We start from the raw sequence: 26,108 nt of genomic DNA on the forward strand, positions 1-26,108 counted from the left end.
CCCTTGGCCACCCCGCCCCCCGCGCCAGGGAGCGTGGACTGGACCTGGGTGCGCAACCAGTGGGCGCTGGACTGGGGCGAGGTTGACCTCTCCGCCATGCTGTTCGCCTCCAACCCCAAGCCGGTGCGCGACGCCATTGACCGCCACCGCCGGGGCCTGGACGCCAACCCGGTCCGCTATCTGGAGAAGAACAACAAGCCGCTGCAGAACGCCGCGCGCGCCGCGGCCGGCGCCTATTTCGGCGTGCCAGCCACAAACGTCGCCCTGTGCGAGAGCACCACCTCAGGGATCGGCCTGCTCTACAACGGCATCGGCCTGCGCTACGGCCAGGAGGTTCTGACCACCACCCACGACTACTACGTCACCCATGAGAGCCTGCGGCTGGCGGCCCTGCGCGGCGGCGGCACGGTGCGCAAGATCACCCTGTTCGACCGGGTCGAGACCGTCACCGTCGAGCAGATCGTCGGACGGATCGTGGCCAATATCGGACCCAAGACTCGCATCCTGGCGCTGACCTGGGTGCATTCCTCCACCGGCCTGAAGATGCCGATCCGCGCCATCGCCGACGCTTTGGTCCCCATCAACGCCGGACGCGCACCGCACGAGAAGGTGCTGTTCTGCGTCGATGGCGTGCACGGGTTCGGCGTTGAAGACACCACCCTGCCCCAGCTCGGCTGCGACTTTCTGGTGGCCGGCTGCCACAAGTGGCTGTTCGGGCCACGCGGCACCGGGGTGATCTTTGGAACCCCGCTGGGCTGGTCGCGTGTCGAGCCGACCGTGCCGAGCTTCCTGGCGGAGGGCGCCTATTCGGCCTGGATCGGTGGCTATGATCCCGGCGCCACCACCGCGGCGCGGATGACCCCCGGTGGCTTCAAGGCCTTTGAGCACGTCTGGGCCCTGATCGAGGCGTTCGGCTTCCATCAGCAGGTGGGCAAGACCAATATCCGGAACCGCACCGTGGAACTGGCCGGGCGGCTGAAGGAGGGCATGGTGCAGATGCCCCATGTCCGGCTGCGCACCCCGCGCGATCCGCGGCTGTCGGCGGGCATCGTCGCCTTCGATGTCGAGGGCCTGTCGTCCGATGGCGTCTCCCGCCGGCTGCGTCAGTACAAGATCATCGGCTCTGTCTCGCCCTACGCTGAACGCCACGTCCGCCTGACCCCCAGCTTCCGCAACACCGTGGAGGACGTGGAGTACGCGCTGAACGCCCTGCACGTGATCCGCGCGGGGTCCCCGGTGCGCTCCCGGTCCTAGTCCATCATCCGCACGATCACCGACTGGCTGGCGGTGGCCATCAGCTCCCCGTCCTGCGCGAACAGGTTCATGACCCCGTGGGCGAAGCCGCCGTGGATGCCGGTGATCTGTATGTCGCAGAGCACCCACTTGGTGGGAACGATGCGGCGGATGCGCAGGGTGTTGTCCAGGCTGTTGCCGCCGCCCTGACGGCCCAGGGCGGCGCCGACGCCAGACGGCACATAGTCGGCCACGATCGCCAGCATGCTGGCGTCGACCGCGTAGTCCTCCACTGGCTTGATCCACATCACCAGGCGGCCGTCGGCGCTGAGCTGGCCGGTGCGCGGCCCTTCGCCGTAGCGCCCCTTGGCCATGCGCACGTCGAGGCGGCCGTTGAGGTTGTCGCCCTGGTCGCCCCACAGCACTGAGCGCTCACAGTCCTCGGGCCCCGGCATGTCGGGCATGTTCACCCACTGATGGGAGACGGTGCTGGGTCGCGCGCCAAGCGCCGCGTTGACCGTGAAGATCTCCTGGTCGCCGACATGGCCGATCACCCGCGCCTGGCTGTTGTATTTGCCCTGCACCGGCACCCGGACGTCGAGGTCCACCACCGAGCCCGGCCGGGCATAGGACAGGTACTGAGCCGTGGCCCAGATCACCGGCCGGCCACAGGTCCGCTCCATGGCCGCGATGGCGCTGGCCAGCCCGATGCCGCCGTACATGAACAGGTTATCCGGCGGCCCCACGCAGACGGCGGGTGTCAGGGGCATGAACCAGCGGTGCGGGTTGTGGGTCGGCTGCAGGTCGAAGAAGAGCTCGGTCATGGCGGGCCGATACGCCGGAAATCCCCGCCTGTCCCCAAGTTTTCAGGAGGCGATGGCGGTCTCGTCGTCGCCCAGAAGCCGGGCGATTTCGCCGATCAAGGCCCCGACCGCGATTGGCTTGGCCACCACTCCGTTCATCCCCGCGGCCCGATAGGCCCCCTGCTGGTGGGTCATGACATTGGCGGTCAAGCCGATGATCGGGGTCTGGGCGACAATCCCCGGCAGGGACCGGATCGCCAGGGTCGCCTCGATTCCATCCATGTTGGGCATCTGCACGTCCATCAGGATCAGGTCGTAGGCGCCGTCACGCGCGGCGGCGAGGCCGATCAACCCGTCCTCGGCCTCATCGACCTGGGCGCCCAGGCGGGTCAGCAGGGTGCGGGCCACGAGGCGGTTGGTAGGGTTGTCCTCCACCAACAGGAGGCGCACCCCCTCCAGCAGGCCGTCCTCCACCGGCAGGACGGCGGCCGGCGCGGCGGCCGGCGCGTGGAAATCCAGCCAGAAGGTCGAGCCCTGCCCCTGGACGCTGGTGAACGAGATGTCCCCGCCCATCATCTGGGCCAGGGCCCTGGTGATGGACAGACCAAGGCCCGAGCCGCCGAACCTGCGCGCAGTCGAGCTTTCGGCCTGGCGGAACCGCTCAAAGAGGTGGGGCTGGGCCGCCGGCGCGATGCCGACCCCGGTGTCCTCGATCTCGAGGCGGACATGGCGCCGGCCGTCGGCGGCCGGGGTGACCCGCAGGCGCGCGGCCACATGGCCCTGGTGTGTGAACTTGATGGCGTTGCCCAGCAGGTTGAACATCGCCTGGCGCAGCCGCACCGGGTCGGCGGTGATCCATAGATCCTGCGCGGTCGTCTCGCGGCGCAGCTCGACGCCCTTGGCCCTGGCCTGGCCGGCCAGCAGGGCGATGACGGTGTCGAGGGCGTCGCCGAGGTTCATCGGCTCTGGCGCCAGGTCGAACTGGCCGGCCTCGATCTTGGAGAAGTCGAGCACGTCGTTCAGCAGCTGCGACAGCATCAGACCCGCATCGGCGGCCTGGCGCATCAGTTCGCGGCCATCGGCCGAGATCGGCTCGCTTTCCAGAAGCTGCAGGGCGCCCAGAACCCCATTCATGGGGGTGCGGATCTCGTGGCTGATATTGGCCAGGAACTCGGCCTTGGCGCGGGTGGCGCTCTCGGCCTCGGTCTTGGCCTCGCGCAGGGCCGCGTCCTTGGCCATCTGCTCGGTGATGTCGCGGCTGACGTCGATGACCCCGACCGGGACACCGTGCTCGCAGACCAACTTGGCGTTGGTTTCCAACCAAACCCAGTGGCCGTCCTTGTGCCGGACCCGGGCGGTGACAACCTCGCGCCGACGGATGTCCTCGAGCATCCGCCCCACCGCCGCCAGGGCGTCGGGATGATCGTCGGGATGCACCAGGCCGATGCGCGCCACCCCGATCAACTCATCGGGGCGGTAGCCAAGCACCTGCTCCACGGCGGGCGAGAGATAGGTGTGGACGCCTTCGAGATCGGTGCGGGCGATGATGTCGGTGATGTTGTCGGCCAGCACCTGATATTGATGCAGACTGTCGTTGACGGCCCGCTGCTGGGCCTGGGCCGAGGGGGTCTCAATGGCCCGGCCGGCGACGAAGATCATGCCGAGACCCAGCGCCATGAGGATCGGCGCCATCTCCATCCAGCTGCGGCCGTCGCTGAAGCCCACGATCAGAAGGGCGCAGATTGCGGGCACGGCGCCGCTGGCCAGGAAGATCACGGGAGTGTTGTAGAAGAGCAGGATCGCCAGTCCGAGCACGGTGATCGCCAGGACCGCCGCGCAGGTCCGGCCCGCCAGGGTGTCAGCGTTCCAGAACATCACCCCCAGCACCAGCCACCAGAGGCTGATGCTCGTGAAGCTGACAAGAAAGTTGGCCCGCGCCCGGTGACGGACCCGACCGCCAAGGATCTGGCTGCGGCTGGCGATCCACAGCCACACCTCCAGGGACAGGCTCACCGCCAGCCAGGCCGCCGCCTGGACCGGCGTCAGGATCAACGCCGCCATCAGGGTCCCGAACACAGACAGCCCCAGCCTGGGCACGGTGACGCCGCGCACGGCGACGCAGGCCTCATCCAGGCGTACGGAAAGCGGGGTGGCCAAGGTCGTCCAACTCCGGGTTGCGCGAATCCGCGCGGTTGTGCCCAGAGCTACCTTGGCCGCGATAAGAAGACTGCTAATCGGTGATGCGACACATTGGCTCGGGCGCGGTTGGCGCAGGCCGGGCTTGCTTTCTGCCCGCCGTTCAGGTGTCTAGCCGCCCTGCCGAGCGCTTCTCCGAACCTGACCCGCAAACTCCTGCGGTGGGCCCGCCGCCTCGCCCCGAACCTCAGGAAGACCGCGCCATGCAAAGCTCCACATCCTTCACCCGTGAAACCGTCCAGCTAGACGGTGAGACCTTCTACGACTGCGATTTTCAGAAGTGTCGCCTGGTCTATGCCGGCGGCGAGGCCCCGGTGTTCAAAGATTGCCGTTTCGAGGATTGCGACTGGAAGTTCGAGGAGAGCGCGGCCCGCACGCTCGAGCACATGAAGGCGGTCTGGAACGCCGGTGGCAAACAGCAGCTTCAGGGCCTGATCAAGGAGATCACGAGCGGCGGGGCCGCGCGGTCGTAAGCATCATATAGGTCGCCGCGGCCACCACGAGGGCCGGCAGGGTCGCGCCGAGACTGGGCGCCAGCCGCGCCACCGCCTGATAGGCCGCGATGCCGACGATCCACGCCGTCAGCCCGCGCAGGCTGAACCCGCCGATGAACCAGTAGGCGCCGCCCTTCAGTCGGATCTCGTCGGCTGCGATGGTCCTGCGTCGCACGATGAAGTGGTCGGTCAGCAGCACGCCGAACAGGGGCGCGAACACCGAACCGATCAACAGCAGGAAGCCCTCGTACTTGGCGAGCGGCGCGGCCACGGCGATGGCCGTACAGAGCAGACCATAGCCGATCGCCAACCTTGCCGGCCGGACCCGCACAAGCGTGGCGGTGGAGACCGCCGCCGAATGGATGTCGGCGAAGGTGTTGTCGGTCTCGTCGATGAGGATCAGCAGCAGGGCGACGCCGCCGCCCGCCGCCGCGAGGGCGGTGAGCAGCATGTTGTCGCCTCCCGAAGCCAGGGCGTAGCTGGCGCCGAGACCGAAGAACCAGATATTGGCCAGCAGATAGCCCATGGCGCTACCCCGGAACATGTCGCCTGGCGTGCGGCCGAAGCGGGTGTAGTCGGCGATCAGCGGCAGCCACGAAAGCGGCATGGCCACCACAAGGTCGACGCCGGCGCCGAAGCTCATCTCGCCGGTTCCCGCCTTGGCCAGCAGAGCGGCCAGGTCGTAGTCGGCCAGCAGCTTCCAGGTCAGCCAGGCCGCGCCGGCCAGCAGCAGCCACAGGCCCCAGGCGCGCAGGAAGCGGCGCACAAAGGACACAGGCCCCATCACGGCCAGAACCGTCGCCAGGGCTCCGAACAGCAGGGTCCAGGCCAGGGGGTCGGAGACCCCGAAGGTCTGCTTGGCGAGCGCATCGGCCGACTCGCGCATGGCGATAATCTCAAAGGCGCCCCAGCCGGTGAGCTGGACGGCGTTCAGCACCGCCGGGATCGCCGCCCCGCGCACGCCCAGCGCCGGCCTCAGGCTGGCGATCGCCGAGAGCCCGGTGTCTGCCCCCACCACGCCCGCCAGGGACAGCAGCAGCACCCCCAGCAGCGACCCCACCACAATGGCGGCCAAGGCGTGCGGCAGGCTCAGACCTGGAACCAGGAAGGCGCCGGCCTGTAGGACCAGCAGACCGATCCCCAGGCTGAACCACAGCGAGAAGGCGTCGCCGGCGCCGAAGATGCGGCGGATCGCCGGCACCGGTGTCAGGGGATCGTACGAGTCGTCGGGGGCGGCCATGGCCAAGGTTTAGCAGGCTCAGCGTGCTCGCCTAGAGCCTCAGGCCGCCCCAGGGTCGCGCGGGGTCCTTAGCGCCAGGATGAAGCCGATCAACATCATGCCACCGGCGATCAGCATGGCCAGGCCGGTCAGGGGGAAGACCTCGGCATGGCGCACCGACCAGGCGAAGGTCAGGCCGAATATCAGCGGGCCCAGCACCGAGGCCACGCCGTTCAGGCTCTGGTTGGCCCCCTGCAGCTGCCCCTGTTCGTGCGGCGCCACCCGGCGTGTCATCAGACCCTGAAGGCCGGGAATCAGGAAGCCTGAGAGAGCGCCCAACGGCATGCCCAGGATGTAGACCCATCCGTTGGGCGCCAGTCCCACCCAGAGAAACGAAAGCGTGCTGAACCCCGCCCCCAGCAGCAGGGCGCCTCGTTCTCCGACACGCCTGACCACCGGACCAACCAGGAAGGATTGAACCAGGATTCCCATAAGCCCGCCGGCCATCAACGAGAGCCCGACCTGGAACGTCGACCAGCCGAACCGGTAGCCCATGTAGAGGACGATGATGCTGGGCCAGACCAGGTTGGCGAGCTGGTTGAGGAAGGTGATGACCGCGAGGCCCAGTAGCGCGCGATGCGACCGGAGCAGCTTTAGCGAGCCCAGGGGGTTTGCACGACGCCAGTCGAACGTCGTGGCCCGCCGCTCGAGCGGCAGGGACTCCGGCAGGATCAGCAGCCCATAGAGCCAGTTGAGCAGGGTCAACGCCGAGGCCGCCAGGAACGGCAGGCGGAGGTCGATCTCCCCCAGCAGACCGCCGATGGCCGGCCCCACCAGGAATCCGAAGGAGAAGGCCGAGCCCATCCAGCCGAAAGCCTGGGCCCGCTGCTCCGGCGGGGTGACATCGGCCACATAGGCGTTGGCGGTTGAGAAGGTGGCGGCGGTCGCCCCGCTGATGATCCGGCCGATAAAGAGCCAGGCCAGGTTGGGAGCCCAGGCCATCAGCAGGAAATCACAACCCAGTCCGAAAAGAGAGATCAGCAGAACGGGGCGGCGGCCCCATCGGTCGGACATCAGGCCCAGGATCGGACCGCAGAAGAACTGGATCACGCCCCAGGTGACGGCGAACACCACCGCCCATTCCGAGGCCTGGGCCGTGTCGCCGCCGACGAACTGCTTGATCAGATTGGGCAGGATCGGGATCATCAGCCCGAAAGACACTGTATTGGCGAGCGCGCTGGCGAAGATGAAGCCAAAGGCCGCTCGACGGCGGCCGGGCGTCGTTTCTGTCATGGCGTCTCCCCCGCGTGAAACTTGAGGCCATGCCGGCGACCACGCAACCCGCACCCGCTTGGGGCTCACCTGACCTTCGGCTAGACTTTCGCCATGAGCACCCTGCGCCGCCTGATCGACCTGCCCGGTATCGCCGAGCTGGAATTCGCCTCCGTCATGAAGCCTGCCATGCGCGAGCCCGGCGCGCAGGCTGAGTTTCCACAGCTCGACGAGGTCAGCCGCGCCAATTTCGGCCTGACCCTGGACGAGGCCGACGAGGTCGCCCTGCCCGCCGACTGGGACAGGATCGAACGCAAGTCGGAACGCGATCAGGTCGAGGCCTTCGAGGCCGCCGGTTGGGACGTCACCGACAAGCGCCGGCCCCTGAAGATCCTGCCTCAGTTCGCATTCCAGATGTGGCTGGCCATCCGCGGCGTCGCCGGCTCCCTGCCCTACCTGGCCGAGGAAGACGTGGAGGCCAAGATGTCGTCTTCGCTGGCGGCGGATGCCGCGAAGTTCCGACGGGAACGCTAAGCCCGCTCACATTTCAATGTTGCGGTATGTCAGGCTCGGCTATTCAGGCTGAAAACCTCAAGAGGAAATCGCCCATGCCCCGTTCCCCCGACTATCTCGGCGCCACCGGCATCGGGGTCAGCGACCTGGCCCGCTCCACCGACTTCTACACCCGGGTCCTGGGCATGAAGCAGGTTCAGACCTTCAAGCTGGACTACATGGACGAGGTGGTGGTGGCCTTCGAGGGCCGCACCGCCGTGGTGCTGATGCATTACACCGACGGCTCGGAGCGGAACTACAAGGACAATCCGGTCAAGCTGGTCTTCTATGTCACCGACCCCAAGGCGGTCAGCGACCGGATCAAGGCCGAGGGTCTGACCATCCTGCGCGAACCCGCCCCCATCGCCAGCCTGGGCGGGGCGATGGTCGGCCTGGCCAAGGACCCCGACGGTTACACCATCGAACTGCTGCAGGCGCCGCCGCCGAAGAGCGACGCGCAATCCGCCACGGCGTCAGCCAGCGCCTAAGCGCGCGGATAGAGGATGATCTGCGTGCAGCGGAAGGCGGCCATCAGCTTGCCGGTGGCGCCGTCCGTCAGCGTGGCGTCCCAGACCTGAGTGGTGCGGCCGCCGTGCAGCATCTGGGCGGTGCAGACCACCGTCCCCTCCCGCAGGGTGCTCATGAAGTTGCACTTCACCTCAGCGGTGGTGAAGCCGCTCGCCCCCTCCGGCCAGACGGTGGAGACCCCGTAGGCGCAGAGGATGTCGGCCACAGACAGCAGGCAGCCGGCCAGCAGGAACCCGGTATGGGCCACCAGGTCGGGCCGCACCTCGAACCGCCCCACCACGCGGCCATCGGAGACCTCGGTGACGGTCAGGCCCAGGTGGCCCGGCAGCTTGCCCTCATTGGCGCGGTTCAGGTCCTCGACGGAGGTGTTGTTGCTGGTCTTGGCCATCTGGCTTCCCCTGTTCGACACCATCTAGCCCAGAGCGGCGGGCCTGTGTCAGGCTCGCCCTGGAAAATCCGCGGAGGGCTGATGGCTGGGATGGATCTGAGCCTGGTGGCCGAGCGCCTTGCCGCCCGTCGACCCGAGTTGGGAACCTACATCATCGGCGTCACCGGAGCGGTGGCCGCGGGCAAGAGTGTGTTCGCGGCCGCCCTGGCAGAACACCTGGCGGCGGAGGGCGCACGGGTGGAGTTGGTCTGTACCGACGGCTTCCTGTTCCCTAACGCCCGGCTGACGGAACTGGAAATCCTCAACCAGAAGGGCTTCCCACCCTCCTACGACCACGCCGCCCTGCGTGCGGCTCTGGAGGAGGTCCGCCATGGGCCGACGATCTTCCCCGGCTATTCCCACGTCACCTATGACATCGATCCGGCGCTCGCCCGGACCCTGAATCCCCCGGACATCCTGATCATCGAGGGGCTGAACCTGATCCCAACCCATGGTCCGTCCCTGATCGACAGCCTGATCTATCTGGATGCGCCGGAGCCGGATCTGGAGGCCTGGTATCTCGCCCGCTTCCTGGGCCTGTGGGAGGCCGCCGAGCACGATCCGGCCTCCTTCTACGCCCGCTTCCGGCATATGAGCCGGCCCGAGGTCGAGGGCCTCGCCAGGATGGTCTGGGAGAAGGTCAACCTGAAGAATTTGCATGATCACATCGCGCCTGCCCGAGACCTGGCCGACCTGATCGTGCGCAAAGGGCCGGGACACGAGATCGTGGAAGTGAAAGCACGGGGCTGATCAGTAGACGATCGGCCGGGCCTTGCGGGGATAGAGGCTGCAGTCGTCCTCCACCACGCGGATGTGGCGCTGGGCGAGTTCGGCCTTCTGGGCCTCGATATCGGCGTTGTAGAGGCAGGGCAGGATCACGGTCATCGGCAGATGCTGGTCCTCGCTGAGCGCCAGGACGAACTTGGCGATGCTCTGCCGCATCATCTGGAAGTCGGCCTGCTGGCCCCGCACGAATCCGCTGCGAGCGCCGTAGCCACTGGTGGCCAGATCACCCTCACGGGCATGGGCGGGCCACGCGGCGTCGCCGCCTCCGAAATTGCCGGGCGCGATGTAGTTGGAGAGATTGATGATGTCGAAAGGGTCGCCGAGGAAACCGAGCCCGACCAGGGCCACCGCATCGCGTTCGTCCAGGCCGACGAAGCGGGCGCTGAACCCTGCGTCCACCGTGGTCTGGAAATCGACCCGGCCGCTGCGGCGCTCAACGATCCGGTAGATGGCCCGGCTCCGGCTTTCGAAATTTCCGCCGATGGATGAACCGTTGAGGTCCACAAACTCCACTTGCAGGCCATAACGCGCGGCGATCGGTGTGGGCGCCAGCATGCCGGAGTCTTCCAGCATCCGGGCCAGCTTCGGCCGGAATTGCCGCTGATTGGCCTCGGCGAACAGGAAGGAGTGCTGACTCATACCGGCGACGTAGTCGACCGTCACCGTCTGGTAGAAGGGGTGGCCTGGGGGCACGGAGAAGGCCAGCGCGTTCTTCAACGGCGGCCGCTGCAGTTCGATCATGGTCTGGTGCGAGGCGCAGGACGCCAAGCCGACACTCAAGACAGCCACCAGGCTCAGCAACCAGCGCATGAATATCCCCCAACGCCCAAGCTTTAGCGGTGGGATGGATAACGGAAGATTACGCGGTGAAGCTTGAAAGGCGTGGTTGAGAGACCGGCGCATCGTCACCCCCCAGGGTTGTTGGCCGCCTCGACGACGGATAGCTTGTCGCCAGCCACTCGCCGGGGGACGCATGACGACCAAATCCAACGGCGCCGCGGCCCCCGCGCGCCGTCCCCATCTCGGCGGCATCGAGTCCCTGCGCGCCTACGCGGCCAGCGCGATCGTGATCTTTCACGTCATCCATCTCACCGGCGCCGCGGTTCCGCACAGCCTGGAATTCATGAAGTGGTTCTTCGCATACGGCGTGCCACTGTTCTTCGTCGTCAGCGCCTTCAGCCTGGCCTACGGCTATGAAGGCCGGCTCAGCTCTCGCGGCGAGATCGGGCAGTTCTATCTGCGGCGGGTCTTCCGCATCGCGCCGCTCTACTACGCCATCCTGCTGTTCACGATCTTTACCCACGGCGGATTTGCATGGATGGGCGCGAACCTGCGGGTGCTGGCCCTGAACCTCGGGTTCGTTTTCGGTCTCTTCCCAAGCACAGTGGACGGCGTCGCGCCTGCGTCTTGGTCGATCGGCGTGGAGATGCTGTTCTACGCCATCCTGCCACTGGTGCTGATGGTGGTGCGCGGACCTTTCTCAGCCGCCGTTGCGACCGTGATCGCCAGCGGGGTCGCCGTGATCTACGGACTGCGGCTGGACGCGATCGCCGGGATGCCGGGCTCCTTCATCCAGCACGGCTTCCTGTTCAACCTGCCCTATTTCGGCTTCGGGCTGTTGGCCTATTTCATCCATCGTCGCATGCCCGTGACACGCGCCGCCGCCGCTCTGATCGTCGGGGTGATTGGCATGCTGGCTTTCTACCTGATCGGGCAGTGGCCGACGCCCCTGATGCCGGGGCGGGCGGGCAACACCGTCTACCAATTGCTCTGGGGCGCGCCCTTCGCCCTGCTCTGCCTTGGCATGGCCTTCGCACCGCCGGTGCTGTTGTCCAACCCCATCACCCAGTTCCTCGGCAAGATCAGCTTCAGCCTCTATCTCGCCCATCCCCATGTGATCGCGTGGATGGCCCATTTCGGCGGCTACAGGTGGATCGAAGCCCTGCCCGGCGGGTCGGGCGTCCGCTTCCCGGCCGCCGTCCTGCTGACCTTCGCGATCACTGTCCCCATCGCCTGGGGGCTCTACAAGCTGGTGGAGGAACCGGGCATGGCGCTCGGCAGGGCGCTCTCGCCCTCCAAGCCGGCCCTCCAGCAGGCGCCGGCCTAGCCAGAACACCCTTCCTTAACTCTGAAGGCCGCTGTATCACCAGAACATATCCCGAACATGCCTTGAGTCTCCGCATGACCGCCATCCGCATCCTCGGTCTCGATCCGGGTCTTCGCCGCACCGGTTGGGGCGTGATCGCGATCGAGGGCGCGCGGCTGACCCACGTGGCCCATGGGGTGATCGCGCCCAAGGATAACCTGCCCTTCTCCGAGCGCCTGCTGGCCCTGTTCGAGGGCATCAGCGAGGTCGTCGTCGCCCACGCGCCCCATGAGGCGGCGGTGGAGGAGACCTTCATGAACAACAACGCGGCCTCCGCCCTGAAGCTGGGTCACGCCCGGGCCATGGCCCTGGTGGTCCCGGCCCGCGCCGGGCTGCCGGTGGCCGAGTACGCCGCCACCGTGGTCAAGAAGTCGGTGGTGGGCACCGGGGCCGCCGACAAGACGCAGGTGGCCTTCATGATCGCCCGGCTGCTGCCCAAGGCCGGCCCCGCCAGCGCCGACGCCGCCGATGCGCTGGCCGTCGCCATCGCCCATGCCCACGCTCGCAAGGCCCGCAGTTTCGGAGCCGCGGCGTGATCGGGCGTCTGCGGGGCCTGGTGGCGGAGGTCGGCGAAGAGGACGCCCTGATCGACGTCGCCGGCGTCGGCTATGTGGTGCGTTGCGGATCGCGCACGCTCGGCCACCTGCCGGCCATGGGCGAGGAGGCGGTGCTGCACGTGGAGACGCAGTGGTCAGAGGCCACCGGCATGCGGCTCTACGGCTTCCTCGGCCGCGACGAGCGGCGCGCCTTCGTGGTCCTGCAATCCATCCAGGGGGTCGGGCCCAAGGCGGCGCTGGGGGTGCTGGACATCCTGTCGCCCGCCGAACTGGCCCAGGCCGCCGCCCGCGAGGACAAGGCCGCCGTGGCCCGCGCCAACGGGGTGGGGCCCAAACTCGCCCTGCGCATCGTCACTGAGCTGAAGGACAAGCCGCTCACCGACGGGCCGGTCGCGGCCTTCCACGCCACCGCCCTCGCGCCCGCGCCGCTCGTCCCCTCCGCCACAGGCGAGGCGGTCTCGGCCCTGATGGGTCTGGGCATCGCCGAGGTGAACGCGCGCCGCGTTGTCGAGCAGGCCGCCCTGCGCCTGGGGGATGACGCCACGGTCCAGGTGCTGATCAAGGCCGGCCTGCAGGAACTCGGCCGATGACCCGCCTGGTCTCGGGCGAGGAAGTCCCGATGGAGGGCTCCGACAAGGCCCTGCGGCCCCAGACGCTGGCCGAGTTCGTCGGACAGGAGCAGGCCAAGGGCAACCTCTCGGTCTTCATCGAAGCGGCCAAGGCCCGCGCCGAGGCTCTGGACCACGTCCTGCTGTTTGGCCCGCCCGGCCTCGGCAAGACCACCCTGGCCCAGATCGTCGCCCGGGAGCTGGGAGTCAATTTCCGCGCCACCAGCGGGCCGGTCCTGGCCAAGGCCGGCGACCTGGCCGCCATCCTGACCAATCTCGAACCGCGCGACGTGCTGTTCATCGACGAAATCCACCGTCTGCCGGCCAATGTGGAGGAGATCCTCTATCCGGCGATGGAGGATCACGTCCTGGATCTGATCATCGGCGACGGTCCCTCGGCCCGCTCGATCCGCATCGACCTGGCGCCCTTCACCCTGGTGGCGGCCACGACGCGGGCGGGCCTGCTGGCCACGCCGCTGCGGGACCGCTTCGGCATTCCCCTGCGCCTTGAGTTCTACACCCACGCAGAGCTGCAGAAGGTGCTGACCCAGGCCGCCCGGAAGATGAACCTGGAGCTGTCGCCGGACGGCGCCCTGGAGATCGCCGCCCGGGCGCGGGGTACGCCGCGGGTGGCCGGCCGCCTGCTGCGCCGGGTCCGCGACTTCGCCGCCGCCGACGGCGCCACCCTCATTGACCAGAAGGCCGCCGCCAAGGCGCTGGCGCGCCTGGACGTCGATGAGGCCGGCCTCGACGCCCTGGACCGCCGCTACCTGCGGGCCCTGATCGAGAACTATGGCGGCGGGCCTGCGGGGGTCGAGACCCTGGCCTACGCCATCGCCGAGGCCCGCGACGCCGTAGAGGACGTCATCGAGCCCTTCCTGCTGCAGCAGGGCTTCATCCAGCGCACGCCGCGGGGCCGCATGGTCTGCGCCAAGGCCTACACCCACATCGGCCTCACCCCGCCGCCGCAGATCCAGGCCGGCGGGCAGGCCGGATTGTTCGGGGACGAGCCGTGAAAAGCACCGCCGGATCATAGGGCCTCGACCGCGTCACACCCCTCCGGGCATAAGGAGGCGATGCGTACCCTTTCCCTCATCCTGCTGGGCGCCGTGCTCTGGTTCCTCGCGGCGGTGTTCATCCGCCTGGCGATGCCGTGGGGGGTGTTCAGCGGCGGTTACGCCACCGCGATCCTGTTTGGCCTGACCGCCTTGCTGGCCCCGGTGCTGGTGAGCCTCGTGCATCGCCTGACCGCAGGCGGCCGGGGCCCGCGCTTGCCAACCGCCGCGATTCTTTGCCTGGTCGGCGGACTGCTGGACGCGCTGGCCATGACCCTGTCGCCCGAACTCTACGCCTCGAACCCCGCGCGCCTGGTGACCGGCGCGGCCTGGCTGCTGTTCGGCTTCGGCGCTCTCCTCACCTCGGCCATGCTGCAGGACCGACCCCGATGACCCAACCCTATGCCGGCGAGATCGTCGGCCGCGAACACCGGCTGCCGGTGCGGATCTATTACGAGGACACGGACTTCACGGGGGTCGTCTATCATGGCCAATACGTGCGGTTTTTCGAGCGCGGCCGCAGCGATTTCCTGCGCGTGGCGGGGATCGGACATGCCGATCTTCTGGACCGCCCCGACCCTGCGGCCTTCACCGTCGTGCGGCTGGAAATCGACTTCAAGGCTCCGGCCCGCATCGACGATGCTCTGATGGTGCGCACCACCTACGACAGGATGGCGGGACCGCGCCTGTTCATCGATCAGAAGATCACCCGCGGCGAACAACTGATCGCTCAAGCGGTGGTGGAGGCGGCCTGTATCGATCTGGCGGGACGGCCCCGAAAGCCGCCTAAGGAACTCATAGCAACGCTCCGGCCCCTTTTTTGCTAGAGCACGATGGCCGGAAGTGGACTTCCGGTTCTGGCGGCCATCGCGCTCTAACCAGGAGTGGCCAGAACTGCCCGTCTCAGAGTGAAACGGTCATTTCTGTGATGGCTTGGCCACAAGTTCGACACTGCGCCGTCCTAGGCCAATCCTGGCCGGACGCAAACCACGGAGCCCAGGCCGCATGGACCCCGCAGTCCCCGCCGCGATCACCGCCGACACCTTCTCCTTCCTCTCCCTCTTCATGCGCGCCGACTGGGTGGTGAAGAGCGTGATGACGGGCCTGGCGCTGTCGTCGCTGTGGTCCTGGACCGTGATCCTCGACAAGTTCTTCCGCTTCAGCGTGCTGAATGGTCAGGCCGACAAGTTCGAGAACCAGGTCTCCTCGGGCCGAAGCCTTGAGGACATCGCCGCCGAAGCCGGCGAGCGGCCCAAGCACGCCCTGCCCCGCATGCTGCAGGGCGCCCTGCGCGAATGGCGCGACGCCCGTGGCAAGGGCCTGTCGTCCGACACGCAGGCCGCCTTCCTGATCCAGCGCATCGACCGGGTGCTGGACACCACCATCGCGCGGGAGGCCCAGCGGGTGGAGGACGGTCTCGGCTCGCTGGCCATCGTCGCCACCGCCTCGCCCTTCATCGGCCTGTTCGGCACCGTCTGGGGGATCATGAACGCCTTCCAGGAAATCGCCATCCAGAAGAACACCAACCTGGCCGTGGTGGCGCCCTCCATCGCCGAGGCCCTGTTCGCCACCGCCATTGGCCTGATCGCCGCCATCCCGGCCTATATCGCCTACAACAAGTTCTCCACCGACGCCTCGCGCTATGCCGGCCGTCTCGAGGGCTTCGCCGACGACCTTTCCACCGCCATTCAGCGGCGGCTGGCGGATCGGACCTAGGCGCATGGCGATCTCAAGCCACGACGCGTTCTCAGCCTCGGGCGGTGGTGGCCGCAGGCGCCGCCGTGGCGGGCGCAGAGGCGCCCTGTCTGAGATCAACGTCACGCCCCTGGTGGACGTGATGCTGGTGCTGCTGATCGTCTTCATGATCTCCGCCCCGCTTCTGACGGTGGGCGTGCCCGTCGAGCTGCCCAAGACCGAGGCCGGCTCCATGCAGGATCAGTCGGAACCGCTGACGGTCTCCATCCGCGCCGACGGCTCGCTGTTCGTACAGGAGGAGCCGGTGGTCTTCGCCGGCCTCTCCCCACGCCTGCGCGCCATGGCGGGCGACACCACCAAACCGATCTATGTCCGCGCCGATGGCCGCGCCTCCTATTCCGTGGTGGCCCAGGTCATGGCGGCCCTGTCGACCTCCGGCTTCACCTCGATCAACCTGATCACCGACACCGGCGGCCCCTCCTCCGGCGGAACCCCCGCCGCGGACGCTCCGGCGGGTTGAGGCCGGCATGACGCGCACCCGGTCGGATTTCTCCGCGGCCATGATGGTCTCCGTGCTGTTGCACGGCGGCGTACTGGTGGCCGCGCTGGTCTCCTGGCCCAAGGCGCCGACCCTGGTGGGCACGACCGTGCCGGTGAACATCATCTCCAACGCCACCTACACCGACCTGCGCGCCGCGGCCAAAGCCGCTCAGGAGCAGATGGCCACCACCGAGCAGCCGGTCCCCGACGCCCCGCCCGAGGCCGCGGTCGAGGCGCCCTTGCCCGATCCCGTTCCACCCGCGCCCGTCCCGGCGCCAAGCCCCAACAAACCCGCGCCGGTGGCGGCCAAGCCCACCGTCGATCCCACCGCCAAGGGCGTTCAGAAGCCCGCCGACAAGCCCCAGAAAGCGCTCGACCTCGACGCCCTGTCGGCCAGCATCGCAAAGTCGCGCCCCTCCGGCGGCAAGTCCTCGTCCGCAGCGAGGGGGCCCACCAAGCAAGAGACCGCCCTTGAGGCCCGCGCCGCCGCCGGTGCGGGCAAGGGGGTTTCGGCCAGCGCCTTGGCGGGCCTCGTCTCCCAGATCGAACGGCGCTGGAATCCCAATTGCGAGGTCGAGGGCGGCCGCGACGTGCGCGTGCGCGTCACCTTCACCCTCTCAGCCAGCGGCCAGGTGGTCGGCGCCGTCGAGGCCGGCGGCCAGGAATCCTCGTCCAATCCCGTGGTCCGGGCCGCCGCCGAACGCGCGATCCGCGCCGTTCGCCAGGCCGCCGCCGACAAGGCCCTGCCCCGCGAGGTCTACGGCCAGGCCTGGGCCCCCACCTTCAACGCCCAGGAAGCCTGCCAATGAGCGCCCTTAAGGAGACCCGCACGATGCGACTGAAGGCCCTCTGCCTGGTCCTCGCCAGCCTCATGCTCGCCACGGTGTCGACGCCGACGCCCGCCGCCGCCCAGATCGAGGTCAACGTCAACAAGGGCGACGTCCAGCCCCTGCCCATCGCCATTCCGGCCTTTGGCGGAACCCGCGGCGCCGACATCGCCCAGGTCATCACCGGCAACCTTGAACGCTCAGGGCTGTTCGCGCCCATCAGCCAACAGGCCTACATCGAGAAGGGCCTGAACGTCGCCGTCCAGCCGCGATTCCCCGACTGGAAGGCGATCAACGCCCAGGCCCTGGTCAATGGCCAGGTCACTGTCGAGGGCGGCCAACTGCGGGTCGATTTCCGGCTGTGGGATGTCTATTCCGAGCAACAGCTTCTGGGCCTGCAGTTCACCTCGACCCCCGAGAACTGGCGCCGCGTGGCCCACAAGATCTCCGACGCCGTCTATGAGCGGCTGACCGGGGAAAAGGGCTATTTCGACACCCGCATCGTCTTCGTCTCCGAGACCGGGGGCCGGATCAACCGCACCAAGACCCTGGCCATCATGGACCAGGACGGCGCCAATCCGAGCTACCTGACCGATGGATCCTACATCGTCATGTCGCCCCGCTTCTCGGCCACCAGCCAGGAGATCACCTACATGACTCTGCGGCCGGAGGGCTCGGCCATCTATCTGTTCAACCTGGAGACCGCCCGGCGCGAGAGCATCGGCCAGTTCCCAGGCATGGTGTACGCGCCGCGCTTCTCGCCCGATGGCGGCCGCGTCGCCTTCTCGGTGGAGCGGGGCGGTAACAGCGACATCTATGTGATGAACCTGAAGAGCCGCACCTCGGCGCGGCTGACCTCCGACCCGGGCATCGACACCTCGGCGTCGTTCTCGCCGGACGGCACGAAGATCGTCTTCAACTCCGACCGCGGCGGGTCGCCCCAGCTCTACATCATGAACTCAGACGGCTCGGGCGTCCGTCGCATTTCTTATGGGTCCGGCCGCTATACCACCCCGGTCTGGAGCCCGGTGGGGGATTTCATCGCCTTCACCAAACAGGCGGGCGGGCAGTTCCACATCGGGGTCATGCGTCCGGACGGCTCGGATGAGCGGCTTTTGACCACCAGCTATCTGGATGAGAGCCCGACCTGGGCGCCAAATGGGCGTGTTCTGATGTTCAGTCGTGAAACATCTGGCGGGCCACCGCGTTTATGGACGGTGGATGTAACAGGTCGGATCCTTCGACCAGCCCCCTATCCGGGCTCCGGCTCCGACCCCGCCTGGTCTCCGCTGCTCAACTGATGAGAGAATTCAGGTGTAACGTTTGCATAGTGGCGGTCATTTGAAATGTCCGGCACATGGAAATGCAGGTAGAGTTCAGGAAATGGCGCGTTCGGCGCCGACGAAACCAGCTTAACCAGCTCAAGGAGAGGCCCGAGATGAGCTTCAGCACCAAGCACGCCCTTCGACTGGCGCTTGTGACCACCGCGGCTCTGTCGATGGCCGCCTGCGCCTCGAAGCCCAAGCCTGGCCCGACGCCCGGCCCCGGCCCTGGCCCCGGCTATCCGTCGCAACCCGGCCCTGGCCCCGGCGTCGGCAACGTCGTCCCCGGTTCGATCCAGGACTTCGTCGTCAACATCGGCGACCGCGTCTATTTCGACTTCGACCAGTACGATATCCGCTCTGACGCCGGCCCGGTGCTGGATGCTCAGTCCCAGTGGCTGATGCGCTACCCCAGTGTTCAGGTCCGCATCGAGGGCAATGCCGACGAACGCGGCACTCGTGAATACAATCTGGCCCTCGGCGCCCGTCGCGCCAATTCGGTCCGGGAATATCTGGTGAGCCGCGGCGTTTCGCCGGCGCGGATCTCCACGGTGTCCTTCGGCAAGGAACGCCCGATCGATCCGGGCACCAGCGAGGACGCCTATCAGCGCAACCGGAACGGCCACACCGCCATCACCGGCGGCGCGCGCTAAAGCGCGCTTAGTACCAGTTCGAGGAGAGTGCGAGAGGGGTCCCCGGAGCGGGACCCCTCTTTGCGTTCTGGACTAATCCCACGGACGGGCCGCAATTTGGCCCACCCGACCTGAAGATGATGATCGCATGACCCTTCGCCGTCTCGCCCTCGCCTCCGCCGCTGTCCTGACCCTGGTCAGCGTCACGCCCGCCTTCGCCCAAACCCCCATTGACCCCCTGGACGCCCGCGACGCCCGGCGCCTGGATCGTATGGAGCAGGTGATGCGGGAGCTGCGATCCATCGTCTTCCAGGGCCGCGACTCCGGAAAGCCGGTGGTCGTCCAGCCGGCCGAGACCGACTACCAACTCCAGGAAGTGACCCGCCGGATCGCCGACCTGGAGCAGGCGCTCACACGCGTGAACGGCCAGCTGGAGAGCACCAACCACGAACTTCAGCTGGCCCGGCGCGACGCCGAGGCCCTGAAGCGCGACAACAAGGCGCTGGCCGATCGCCTAAGCGGCCTGGAGCAGCAGCAGGCCAGCCCTACCGCCGAGGGCCCGTCGCCCGATCTCGCCGGCGGCTCGGCCGGGGCGCCCAGCTCCGTCCAGACGCCGACAGAAGCCTTTGCCGCCGCGCGCCAGATGATGCTGGGCGGCGACTACACCGGCGCCGAAGGCGCGTTCCGCGATTTTGTCGACCGCTATGACGGCAGCGCCAAGGCGCCGGAGGCCCGCTACTGGCTTGGCAAGACTCTGGCCGCTCGCGGCGCAAACGCCGATGCGGCCCAGGCCTATATCAGCGCCATCCGTGGCTGGCCGGCGACAGGCTGGGCGCCCGACGCCACGGTGGAGCTGGCCCGCGCGTTGATCGCCATCAAGAAGCCCGCCGACGCCTGTCAGATCCTGGGCGAGTTCGACCGCCGATACCCGAAGGCCGTGGCCGCCGTGAAGGGCCGCGCGACAGCCGCCCGGACCCAGGCCAAGTGCACGATCTAGAACCCGTCGTTCAAGAGGTTCTAGACCGCCGCCTGCTGATCGCCTCGCCCGCGCCCATCGCCGTGGCCCTTTCCGGCGGCGGCGATTCCTTGGTGTTGACGCTGATGGCCGCGGACTGGGCTCGTGCTCATGGGCGACGCCTGATGATCTTCACCGTCGATCATCGTCTGCGGGCCGAGAGCAGCGCCTGGACCCAGGCGTGCGCCGCCATCGCCGCCCGCCTCGGCGCGGCGTTTCAAGCCCTGGCCTGGGAGGGCGCCAAGCCCGTCACCGGCCTGCCCGCCGCCGCCCGCGCCGCCCGTCACCGCCTGATCGCCGACGCCGCCCGTCGGGCTGGAGCCAGGGTCGTGCTGATGGGCCACACCGCCTCTGACCGGCTCGAGGCCGCCGCGATGCGTGAAGCCGGCGCCACCACACCCAGCCCGTGGGAGTGGGGTCCATCGCCGGCCTGGCCGGAAGGCCGAGGAGTCTTCCTGCTCCGCCCCCTGCTGACGCGGACGCGGGCCGAACTCCGCGCCTGGCTGACTGAACGCGGTGAGACCTGGATCGAGGACCCCGCCAATGAGGACCCCCGCTTCGCCCGCACCCGGGCACGCGCTGGCCTGACGGGCATGGAGAGCGACGAGGTCACCTTTCGCCTCGACCTGTCTAGGTTCGCCAGCGCCTCGATCGAGCTGGCCGGCGGAATGTCCCTGCCCCGCACAGCCCTTCGGAACGTCCCGCAGGCCTTTCTCGCCGCCGCATGCCTCTGCGCCGCCGGAACCACGCGCCCCCCGCGTGGCGACCGCCTGGAGCGCCTTGCGGCGATCCTGAGATCCGACGCCAGTGTCACCGCTACCCTGGCCGGGGCGCGGATCGAGGCCGACGAACGCCAGGTCCGTTTCCTGCGCGACCCCGGACGCGACGGGCTCGCGCCCCTCACCCTGGCCTCGGAAGGCGCCGGGGTCTGGGACGGGCGGTTCGAGATCACCACAGATAGGCCCCTCACGATTCAGGCGCTCGCCGGGCACGCGGCTGGGCTGTCGCCGCCGCAACGTGCGGCGCTCCTGCGTCTGCCGGCTGGCGTGCGTGGGAGCCTGCCGTTCATCCAGGGCGAAGGCTCGCCACTCCTGGCCAGTCTTCCGGGGGTGTCTGTGCGTCCGCTGGCCCTGGATCGGCTGCGGTCGGCCTGTGGTGGGGTTGAGCGGGAGCCGGGCTAGGCGCAGACCCGCGTTCTCTGCTATGCATCTCGTGAGCGGCCGCCACGGGCCGGAACCCGAGCCACGGAAGGAGATCGTCATGCGTCAGACCGCCGACCTTCAACCTTCAATTTCGGGTTTCAATGGACCTATTCAAGTGGCTGGCGCGGGTCTTCACCGCGCCTAGGCGCCATCGCGCGCCGACTCAACCAGACAGCGCCCTCATGCGGCGTCGGCTCTCAGGACGACTATCGAACCACCTGCAAAGAGACGTTGGGGTCGAAGACCCCATCGGCTAAGCCGGGCCCGTGGCCGCGAGGCCGCGGGCTAGCCTTTCGCCATCACGTGCTCGATCCCGACGATGATCGGATCGGCGAAACGTTTGCCCAGCAGGGTCGAATGGTTGGCGCCGGCGATGTCGGCGACATAGCCTCGCGCCGAGGCGTGGGCCGGAGCCGCCTGGATCACTTTCAGCCGCGCGGGCAGCCGGGTGCCCCCGGCATTGACCACCGCCACCGGCATGTCGGGATGGTAGTGGCCGATCTCGCGGCCCTGCGCTGAGGTGGCGGGCCAGTGGAGCACCTCCTCGGCCGACCAATGGGCATGGCTGGCCAGGCCGTAGATCCGGCGCTTCTCGGTGGAGGCCTCTCCCTCCAGCCCGATCTTGTCACCGACCACCAGGGCGAAGGGCTTCATGAAACCGATCCCCGACCAGCGCCCCACCAGCTTCATGGCGCGACGAAAGCCGTTTATGGCGCGCGCGGCCATTGGGCTCTCGATGGTCTCCGGCGTCACGGCGTCGACCAGAACCACCCCGGTCACCCGCTCGTGGTTGCGACCGACGAACACCCGCAGCAGCAGGCCTCCCATGGAGTGGCCCACCAGGATCAAGGCCCCCGTCTCACCTGCATGGGTCAGCAGGGTTTCAAGGTCGCCGGCGATGGCGCGGCCGTCGCGGGGTTTGGGCCCGGGATCGGAATAGCCGAGGCCTGCCCGATCATAGGCCAGACTGCGCAGGCCCTTGTCGGCCAGGCGCTGCTGCACCACCGCCCAGTCGGCGGCGCAGCCGAAGGCGCCGCACTCAAGGACGATCAGCGGCGTCGCGCTCTCAGGTCCCGCGCGCACCACGCGCAGCCGCCGCCCACCGATGTCGATGAGTTCTCCGCGCGTTGGGTGAAATCCAGCCTTGGCCATGGGCGAGACCTAGGCGCCGCTCAGGTCCCGTGCAAGGCCAGTTTTCGGCTATTTCCAGACGACGGTCTGCGGCGCCTCGGAAGCCCCATAATCGATCTCCACCCGCGTCACCGCCTTGGCGCCGGCGGGGACGTCGAAGGGCGCCCGGGCCAGGGTCGGCTTCAGGGCCACCGGCGCTGCCCCATCGAAGCTGACGCGGACCATGCGCACGCCGAGTTCGGGATTGGCCAGATAGGCTGGCTGGTCGGCGGCGACGCCTTTCTCGGTGACGACGAAGAAGCGCTTGGTCTGGCTGGCGCCCGCGTACCACATGATGTTGAGCTGCCGGCCGCCCACCCGCCAGTTCGGGGTCATGGAGACCGTCGCATCCGAGCCCTTGGTCTTGATCTGGGCTGTCTGGGCCGGAAGAATTCCGTGGGCGCTTTCGCCGGTGGAGAGCGCCAAGCCCGCCGGCGCCGCCGGGGCCGCAGGTTCGCTCTCCCCGCAAGCGGCGAGAGAGGAGCTCAGTAGAAGCACGGACGCGAGCGCAAGCCCGCTAAAGCCTGAACGCATGGGTCGTTTCCTCGTTTTTATGGCACGAGGATGGGCACAAGCGTGGCCATATACAAGGCCGGGCGCCGAACCCTTACTGGGACTAGGGTCCCGGTCCCTTGAGGAAGGATTGATCATGCTGCGGCTGATTCTGGCGGTGATTCTCGGCCCCCTGGTCGGACTCGTCGTCCTGGGCGCCATCGACGGCGCGGCCAACATGATCTTCCCACCTCCGGTCGGGGTGGACCTCACCGATCCAGCCGCCATCCGGGCGGCCACCGCGGTCCTGCCCTTCGGGGCCCAGGTGGGCGCAGTTCTGGCCTGGCTGCTTGGCGCCCTGGCGGGCGCCTGGAGCGCCAACCTAGTGGCCGGACGCCGGGCGCTGGGCGGCCGCGTCGTCAGCGGCCTGTTCCTGGCCTTCGCCGCCTGGACTATGGCCACGACCGCATATCCGATGTGGACGCGGGTCGGTTTGTTGATCGCGGTGCTTGTCGCCGCCGTGGCGGCCGACCGGGCGTCGGGTCGTCCCCGGGCCTAACCCTGGAATTTCAGGGTCTGGCGGACACGGCCATTCTTGTCCTTCTTGCCCTTCTTGCCCTTGGCCTCCATCAGGGCCTTCTTGCTCTCCGGTATCTCGGAGACCGTGGCGATGCGCACGCGGGGCGAGACATAGGCGCCGAGCTTGAGGGGAAGGTCTTCCTTGGTGGCGAACTCGCGGTTCATGAACACCAGCGGGTTGAGCGGCTTACCATCCTGGCGGATCTCGAAATGGACGTGCGGCCCGGTCGACGTGCCACTGGAGCCCATGCGACCGACCGGCGAGCCCGCCTCAACATAGGCGCCCTTCTTCACGCCCCGCTCGATCTTCCCGAGGTGGGCGTAGAAGCTGGTCAGTCCGACGCCGTGCTCGACCTCGACATAGCGGCCATAGGACGGGCTCTGGCCCGCGCGCTTCACAATGCCGTCGGACACCGCGACAACCTTGGTGCCAGTGGGGCCGGCGATATCGACGCCTTCGTGCAGGCGGCCGTGGTCCTCCCATGGCATCCGGCGCAGGCCGAAGGGGGAGTTGATCTTCTCACCCGGCACCGGGTCGCCACAGTCGAAGGCGGGCGGCGGGGCGGGCGGCTCCACAACCTCGACTGGGGCGTCAGCAACGGGCTTGGTCTTGTCGGCGACGTCGGGCAGGGCCGCATAGGCGACGGTGGCGACGCCCAGGGCCAGGGCGGCGGCGAAGGCGGCCTCCAACCCGAAATTGCGCACGCGGTCGGTCGTCGACGGGAACTTCGAAAACAAGCAGAACCTCTTCCAGTATAGTCGAGCTCAAAATGCGTCCGCTAGAGGTTGTGCGGAACAGCTTCGACCAGTCGCCACGGGTATGCGGCGGCTAAGTGCCGTGGCTTTAAGACCAAAAATTGACGGCGTTAAGGATTAGCTTTGAACCTATTGTCGCAGAGCCGGATGAAGCTCGACTATAGATTCAACTGGTAAAGGTTCTCCTAGCCGGGCTGCGACAAAATCGCAGCCCGCGCCCATGAGGACCTGAAAACCTGGCCCTAGAGGCCCTTGAGGATGCCCTCGACCATCTTCTTGGCGTCCCCGAACAGCATCATGGTGTTGTCGCGGAAGAAGAGTTCATTCTCGACCCCGGCATAGCCGGAGCTCATGCCGCGCTTCACGAACAGCACGGTTCGGGCCTTTTCGACGTCCAGGATCGGCATGCCGTAGATGGCGCTGGTGGGGTCGGTCTTGGCGGCCGGGTTGGTGACGTCGTTGGCGCCGATCACGAAGGCCACGTCGGCGCTGGCGAACTCGGCGTTGATGTCTTCCAGTTCGAAGACTTCGTCATAGGAGACGTTGGCCTCGGCCAGCAGCACGTTCATGTGCCCGGGCATCCGGCCGGCGACGGGGTGGATGGCGTACTTCACCTCCACGCCCTCTTCCTTAAGCTTGTCGCCCATTTCGCGCAGCGCATGCTGAGCCTGGCTGACGGCCATGCCGTAGCCCGGGACGATGATCACCTTGCTGGCGTTCTTCATGATGAAGGCCGCGTCCTCGGCCGAGCCCTGCTTGACCGGCCGGGTCTCGACCTTGCCGCCGGAGGCCGCCGCCGCGTCTTCGGCGCCGAAGCCGCCGAGAATCACGGAGATGAAGCTGCGGGTCATAGCCTTGCACATGATGTAGCTGAGGATCGCGCCCGACGAGCCCACCAAGGCCCCGGTGATGATCAAGGTCACGTTCTCCAGCGTGAAGCCCAGGGCCGCCGCCGCCCAGCCGGAATAGGAGTTCAGCATCGAGACCACGACGGGCATGTCGGCGCCGCCGATGGGAATGATCAGGGTGACGCCGATCAGCAGGCTGAGACCCGCGATGGCCCAGAAGGCCCACTTCGCCTGGCCGCCGCTCATCACCAGCACCACCACCAGGGCGACGATGGCCAGAGCGATGACGATGTTCAGCAGGTGGCGAGCGGGCAGCATGATCGGCGCGCCGCTCATGTTTCCGTTCAGCTTCAGGGCCGCGATGATCGAGCCGGTCAAGGTCACGGCGCCGATGGCCAGACCGAGGCTGAGCTCCACCAGCGAGTTGAGGTGGATCTGGCCGTTCTCGCCCAGGATGCCGTAGGCGGCGGGCGTATAGATGGCGGCGATCGCCACCAGACAGGCCGCGGCCCCCACCAGGCTGTGGAAGGTGGCGACGAGCTGCGGCATCGAGGTCATGGCGACCTTGCGCGCGATGACCGCGCCCACCGTGCCGCCGATGGCGACGCCGCCGACGATGAGGCCCAGCGTCAGGGTGTCCAGCGCCTGTTGCCCCCAGAGGGTCAGCAGGGTGGTGCCCACCGCGATGGCCATGCCGATCATGCCGTTGCGGTTGCCCGCCTGGCTGGTGGTGGGGCTGGACAGGCCGCGCAGGGCCAGGATGAAGAGGACGCCCGAGACGATATAGGCGATGGCCGCGAGATTGGCGTTCACTTCGCGGCTTCCTTCTTCACGGGGTCTTTCTTCTTGTACATGGCCAGCATGCGCTGGGTGACCAGGAAGCCGCCGAAGATGTTCACGGCCGCGAAGGCGGCGGCGATGGCGCCGGCCCCCTTGGAGATCATGACGTTCTGGGTCAGGCCCGCGTCCGGCGCGCCATGGGCGGCCGCGGCCAGCAGGGCGCCGACGATGATCACCGAGGAGATGGCGTTGGTCACGGCCATCAGCGGTGTGTGCAGGGCGGGCGTCACGCTCCAGACGACATAGTAGCCGACGAAGATCGCCAGCACGAAGATCGCCAGGCGGAAGACTGTGGGGTCGACGGCTTCCATCGG

30 protein-coding genes are annotated in these 26,108 nt (G+C 67.9%); 19 read left to right on the forward strand and 11 right to left on the reverse strand.

Going from position 1 to position 26,108, the window contains the following annotated elements; all coding sequences use genetic code 11:
* Nucleotides 1-1,254 (forward strand): aminotransferase class V-fold PLP-dependent enzyme (locus AAC997_RS15715; RefSeq protein WP_340646642.1); only part of this gene is annotated, 1,254 nt, incomplete at its 5' end.
* Here the strand turns inward: AAC997_RS15715 and AAC997_RS15720 are convergent.
* Entirely contained in the window at nt 1,251-2,057 is an 807-nt protein-coding gene (locus tag AAC997_RS15720) for an acyl-CoA thioesterase (protein WP_340646643.1), read from the reverse strand. The two genes, AAC997_RS15715 and AAC997_RS15720, sit on opposite strands and share 4 nt — an antisense overlap.
* A 42-nt stretch (nt 2,058-2,099) precedes the next feature.
* Nucleotides 2,100-4,193: an ATP-binding protein gene (locus AAC997_RS15725; RefSeq protein ID WP_340646644.1), complete on the reverse strand. Its 2,094-nt coding sequence runs from the start codon at nt 4,191-4,193 to the stop codon at nt 2,100-2,102.
* Between the two features lie 242 nt (nt 4,194-4,435).
* Between AAC997_RS15725 and AAC997_RS15730 the strand changes: the two genes are divergently transcribed.
* On the forward strand, nt 4,436-4,705 hold the full coding sequence (locus AAC997_RS15730) for a hypothetical protein (RefSeq protein WP_340646645.1): 270 nt from the start codon (nt 4,436-4,438) through the stop codon (nt 4,703-4,705).
* On the opposite strand, the gene cytX is transcribed toward AAC997_RS15730, so the two are convergent.
* On the reverse strand, nt 4,677-5,966 hold the full coding sequence (gene cytX / locus AAC997_RS15735; protein WP_340646646.1) for a putative hydroxymethylpyrimidine transporter CytX: 1,290 nt from the start codon (nt 5,964-5,966) through the stop codon (nt 4,677-4,679). The two genes, AAC997_RS15730 and cytX, sit on opposite strands and share 29 nt — an antisense overlap.
* Nucleotides 5,967-6,005: 39 nt before the next feature.
* Nucleotides 6,006-7,238, reverse strand: coding sequence for a TCR/Tet family MFS transporter (locus tag AAC997_RS15740; RefSeq protein WP_340646647.1), 1,233 nt, complete (start codon nt 7,236-7,238; stop codon nt 6,006-6,008).
* A 93-nt stretch (nt 7,239-7,331) separates the two neighbouring features.
* Here AAC997_RS15740 and AAC997_RS15745 point away from each other — a divergent pair, with 93 nt between their 5' ends.
* Both AAC997_RS15745 and AAC997_RS15750 read left to right on the forward strand, forming a co-directional pair.
* Complete coding sequence (locus AAC997_RS15745; RefSeq protein ID WP_340646648.1) at nt 7,332-7,751, forward strand: hypothetical protein; 420 nt, start codon at nt 7,332-7,334, stop codon at nt 7,749-7,751.
* 74 nt (nt 7,752-7,825) lie between these two features.
* The gene (locus tag AAC997_RS15750) at nt 7,826-8,257 is read left to right on the forward strand and encodes a VOC family protein (RefSeq protein ID WP_340646650.1); all 432 of its coding nucleotides are present in this window, start codon (nt 7,826-7,828) and stop codon (nt 8,255-8,257) included.
* On the opposite strand, the gene AAC997_RS15755 is transcribed toward AAC997_RS15750, so the two are convergent.
* Nucleotides 8,254-8,685, reverse strand: coding sequence for a PaaI family thioesterase (locus AAC997_RS15755; protein ID WP_340646651.1), 432 nt, complete (start codon nt 8,683-8,685; stop codon nt 8,254-8,256). The genes AAC997_RS15750 and AAC997_RS15755 overlap by 4 nt on opposite strands.
* Before the next feature lie 81 nt (nt 8,686-8,766).
* Here AAC997_RS15755 and AAC997_RS15760 point away from each other — a divergent pair, with 81 nt between their 5' ends.
* Nucleotides 8,767-9,474 carry a hypothetical protein gene (locus tag AAC997_RS15760; protein WP_340646652.1) on the forward strand — a complete coding sequence of 236 codons (708 nt, stop codon included), beginning with the start codon at nt 8,767-8,769 and terminating at the stop codon, nt 9,472-9,474.
* On the opposite strand, the gene AAC997_RS15765 is transcribed toward AAC997_RS15760, so the two are convergent.
* A complete protein-coding gene (locus tag AAC997_RS15765; RefSeq protein ID WP_340646653.1) occupies nt 9,475-10,320 on the reverse strand; it encodes a hypothetical protein in 846 nt (281 codons plus the stop codon).
* Between the two features lie 163 nt (nt 10,321-10,483).
* On the opposite strand from AAC997_RS15765, the gene AAC997_RS15770 reads away from it, so the two are divergent.
* The 13 genes from AAC997_RS15770 to tilS all read left to right on the forward strand — a co-directional run bounded on the left by AAC997_RS15770 (nt 10,484) and on the right by tilS (nt 21,088).
* Nucleotides 10,484-11,617 (forward strand): acyltransferase, encoded by a 1,134-nt coding sequence (locus tag AAC997_RS15770; protein WP_340646654.1) that lies wholly within the window; start codon nt 10,484-10,486, stop codon nt 11,615-11,617.
* 74 nt (nt 11,618-11,691) lie between these two features.
* Complete coding sequence (ruvC, locus tag AAC997_RS15775; RefSeq protein WP_340646655.1) at nt 11,692-12,192, forward strand: crossover junction endodeoxyribonuclease RuvC; 501 nt, start codon at nt 11,692-11,694, stop codon at nt 12,190-12,192.
* The gene (gene ruvA, locus AAC997_RS15780) at nt 12,189-12,803 is read left to right on the forward strand and encodes a Holliday junction branch migration protein RuvA (RefSeq protein ID WP_340646656.1); all 615 of its coding nucleotides are present in this window, start codon (nt 12,189-12,191) and stop codon (nt 12,801-12,803) included. The genes ruvC and ruvA overlap by 4 nt, the downstream gene beginning before the upstream one ends.
* The gene (gene ruvB, locus AAC997_RS15785) at nt 12,800-13,837 is read left to right on the forward strand and encodes a Holliday junction branch migration DNA helicase RuvB (protein WP_340646657.1); all 1,038 of its coding nucleotides are present in this window, start codon (nt 12,800-12,802) and stop codon (nt 13,835-13,837) included. The genes ruvA and ruvB overlap by 4 nt, the downstream gene beginning before the upstream one ends.
* Before the next feature lie 60 nt (nt 13,838-13,897).
* Complete coding sequence (locus AAC997_RS15790) at nt 13,898-14,269, forward strand: hypothetical protein (RefSeq protein WP_340646658.1); 372 nt, start codon at nt 13,898-13,900, stop codon at nt 14,267-14,269.
* Entirely contained in the window at nt 14,266-14,703 is a 438-nt protein-coding gene (locus AAC997_RS15795) for a YbgC/FadM family acyl-CoA thioesterase (protein ID WP_340646659.1), read from the forward strand. The genes AAC997_RS15790 and AAC997_RS15795 overlap by 4 nt, the downstream gene beginning before the upstream one ends.
* 178 nt (nt 14,704-14,881) lie before the next feature.
* On the forward strand, nt 14,882-15,592 hold the full coding sequence (gene tolQ / locus AAC997_RS15800) for a protein TolQ (RefSeq protein WP_340646660.1): 711 nt from the start codon (nt 14,882-14,884) through the stop codon (nt 15,590-15,592).
* Nucleotides 15,593-15,596: 4 nt separating this feature from the next.
* Nucleotides 15,597-16,091, forward strand: coding sequence for an ExbD/TolR family protein (locus tag AAC997_RS15805; RefSeq protein ID WP_340646661.1), 495 nt, complete (start codon nt 15,597-15,599; stop codon nt 16,089-16,091).
* Nucleotides 16,092-16,098: 7 nt separating this feature from the next.
* Nucleotides 16,099-16,920, forward strand: a complete 822-nt coding sequence (locus AAC997_RS15810) for an energy transducer TonB (protein ID WP_340646662.1) — start codon at nt 16,099-16,101, stop codon at nt 16,918-16,920.
* Between the two features lie 23 nt (nt 16,921-16,943).
* Nucleotides 16,944-18,239, forward strand: coding sequence for a Tol-Pal system beta propeller repeat protein TolB (tolB, locus tag AAC997_RS15815; RefSeq protein ID WP_340646681.1), 1,296 nt, complete (start codon nt 16,944-16,946; stop codon nt 18,237-18,239).
* A gap of 137 nt (nt 18,240-18,376) precedes the next feature.
* On the forward strand, nt 18,377-18,913 hold the full coding sequence (pal, locus tag AAC997_RS15820; protein ID WP_340646663.1) for a peptidoglycan-associated lipoprotein Pal: 537 nt from the start codon (nt 18,377-18,379) through the stop codon (nt 18,911-18,913).
* A 127-nt stretch (nt 18,914-19,040) separates the two neighbouring features.
* On the forward strand, nt 19,041-19,889 hold the full coding sequence (gene ybgF / locus AAC997_RS15825) for a tol-pal system protein YbgF (protein WP_340646664.1): 849 nt from the start codon (nt 19,041-19,043) through the stop codon (nt 19,887-19,889).
* Entirely contained in the window at nt 19,877-21,088 is a 1,212-nt protein-coding gene (tilS, locus tag AAC997_RS15830; RefSeq protein WP_340646665.1) for a tRNA lysidine(34) synthetase TilS, read from the forward strand. The genes ybgF and tilS overlap by 13 nt, the downstream gene beginning before the upstream one ends.
* A gap of 306 nt (nt 21,089-21,394) precedes the next feature.
* Here the strand turns inward: tilS and AAC997_RS15835 are convergent, their stop codons facing one another.
* Both AAC997_RS15835 and AAC997_RS15840 read right to left on the reverse strand, forming a co-directional pair.
* Nucleotides 21,395-22,261, reverse strand: coding sequence for an alpha/beta fold hydrolase (locus tag AAC997_RS15835; protein ID WP_340646666.1), 867 nt, complete (start codon nt 22,259-22,261; stop codon nt 21,395-21,397).
* Nucleotides 22,262-22,309: 48 nt separating this feature from the next.
* Nucleotides 22,310-22,813: a hypothetical protein gene (locus AAC997_RS15840; RefSeq protein ID WP_340646667.1), complete on the reverse strand. Its 504-nt coding sequence runs from the start codon at nt 22,811-22,813 to the stop codon at nt 22,310-22,312.
* A gap of 115 nt (nt 22,814-22,928) precedes the next feature.
* On the opposite strand from AAC997_RS15840, the gene AAC997_RS15845 reads away from it, so the two are divergent.
* Nucleotides 22,929-23,330: a hypothetical protein gene (locus AAC997_RS15845; protein WP_340646668.1), complete on the forward strand. Its 402-nt coding sequence runs from the start codon at nt 22,929-22,931 to the stop codon at nt 23,328-23,330.
* Here the strand turns inward: AAC997_RS15845 and AAC997_RS15850 are convergent.
* The 3 genes from AAC997_RS15850 to AAC997_RS15860 form a co-directional block, all read right to left on the reverse strand.
* Nucleotides 23,327-24,088 (reverse strand): M23 family metallopeptidase, encoded by a 762-nt coding sequence (locus tag AAC997_RS15850; protein WP_340646669.1) that lies wholly within the window; start codon nt 24,086-24,088, stop codon nt 23,327-23,329. The two genes, AAC997_RS15845 and AAC997_RS15850, sit on opposite strands and share 4 nt — an antisense overlap.
* A 260-nt stretch (nt 24,089-24,348) precedes the next feature.
* The gene (locus AAC997_RS15855; protein ID WP_340646670.1) at nt 24,349-25,767 is read right to left on the reverse strand and encodes an NAD(P)(+) transhydrogenase (Re/Si-specific) subunit beta; all 1,419 of its coding nucleotides are present in this window, start codon (nt 25,765-25,767) and stop codon (nt 24,349-24,351) included.
* Nucleotides 25,764-26,105 carry a proton-translocating transhydrogenase family protein gene (locus AAC997_RS15860; RefSeq protein ID WP_340646671.1) on the reverse strand — a complete coding sequence of 114 codons (342 nt, stop codon included), beginning with the start codon at nt 26,103-26,105 and terminating at the stop codon, nt 25,764-25,766. Before AAC997_RS15860 ends, AAC997_RS15855 begins: the two co-directional genes overlap by 4 nt.
* Between the last annotated feature and the right edge of the window lie 3 nt (nt 26,106-26,108).

This window comes from Phenylobacterium sp. (genome assembly GCF_037968635.1).
Taxonomy (GTDB): domain Bacteria; phylum Pseudomonadota; class Alphaproteobacteria; order Caulobacterales; family Caulobacteraceae; genus Phenylobacterium.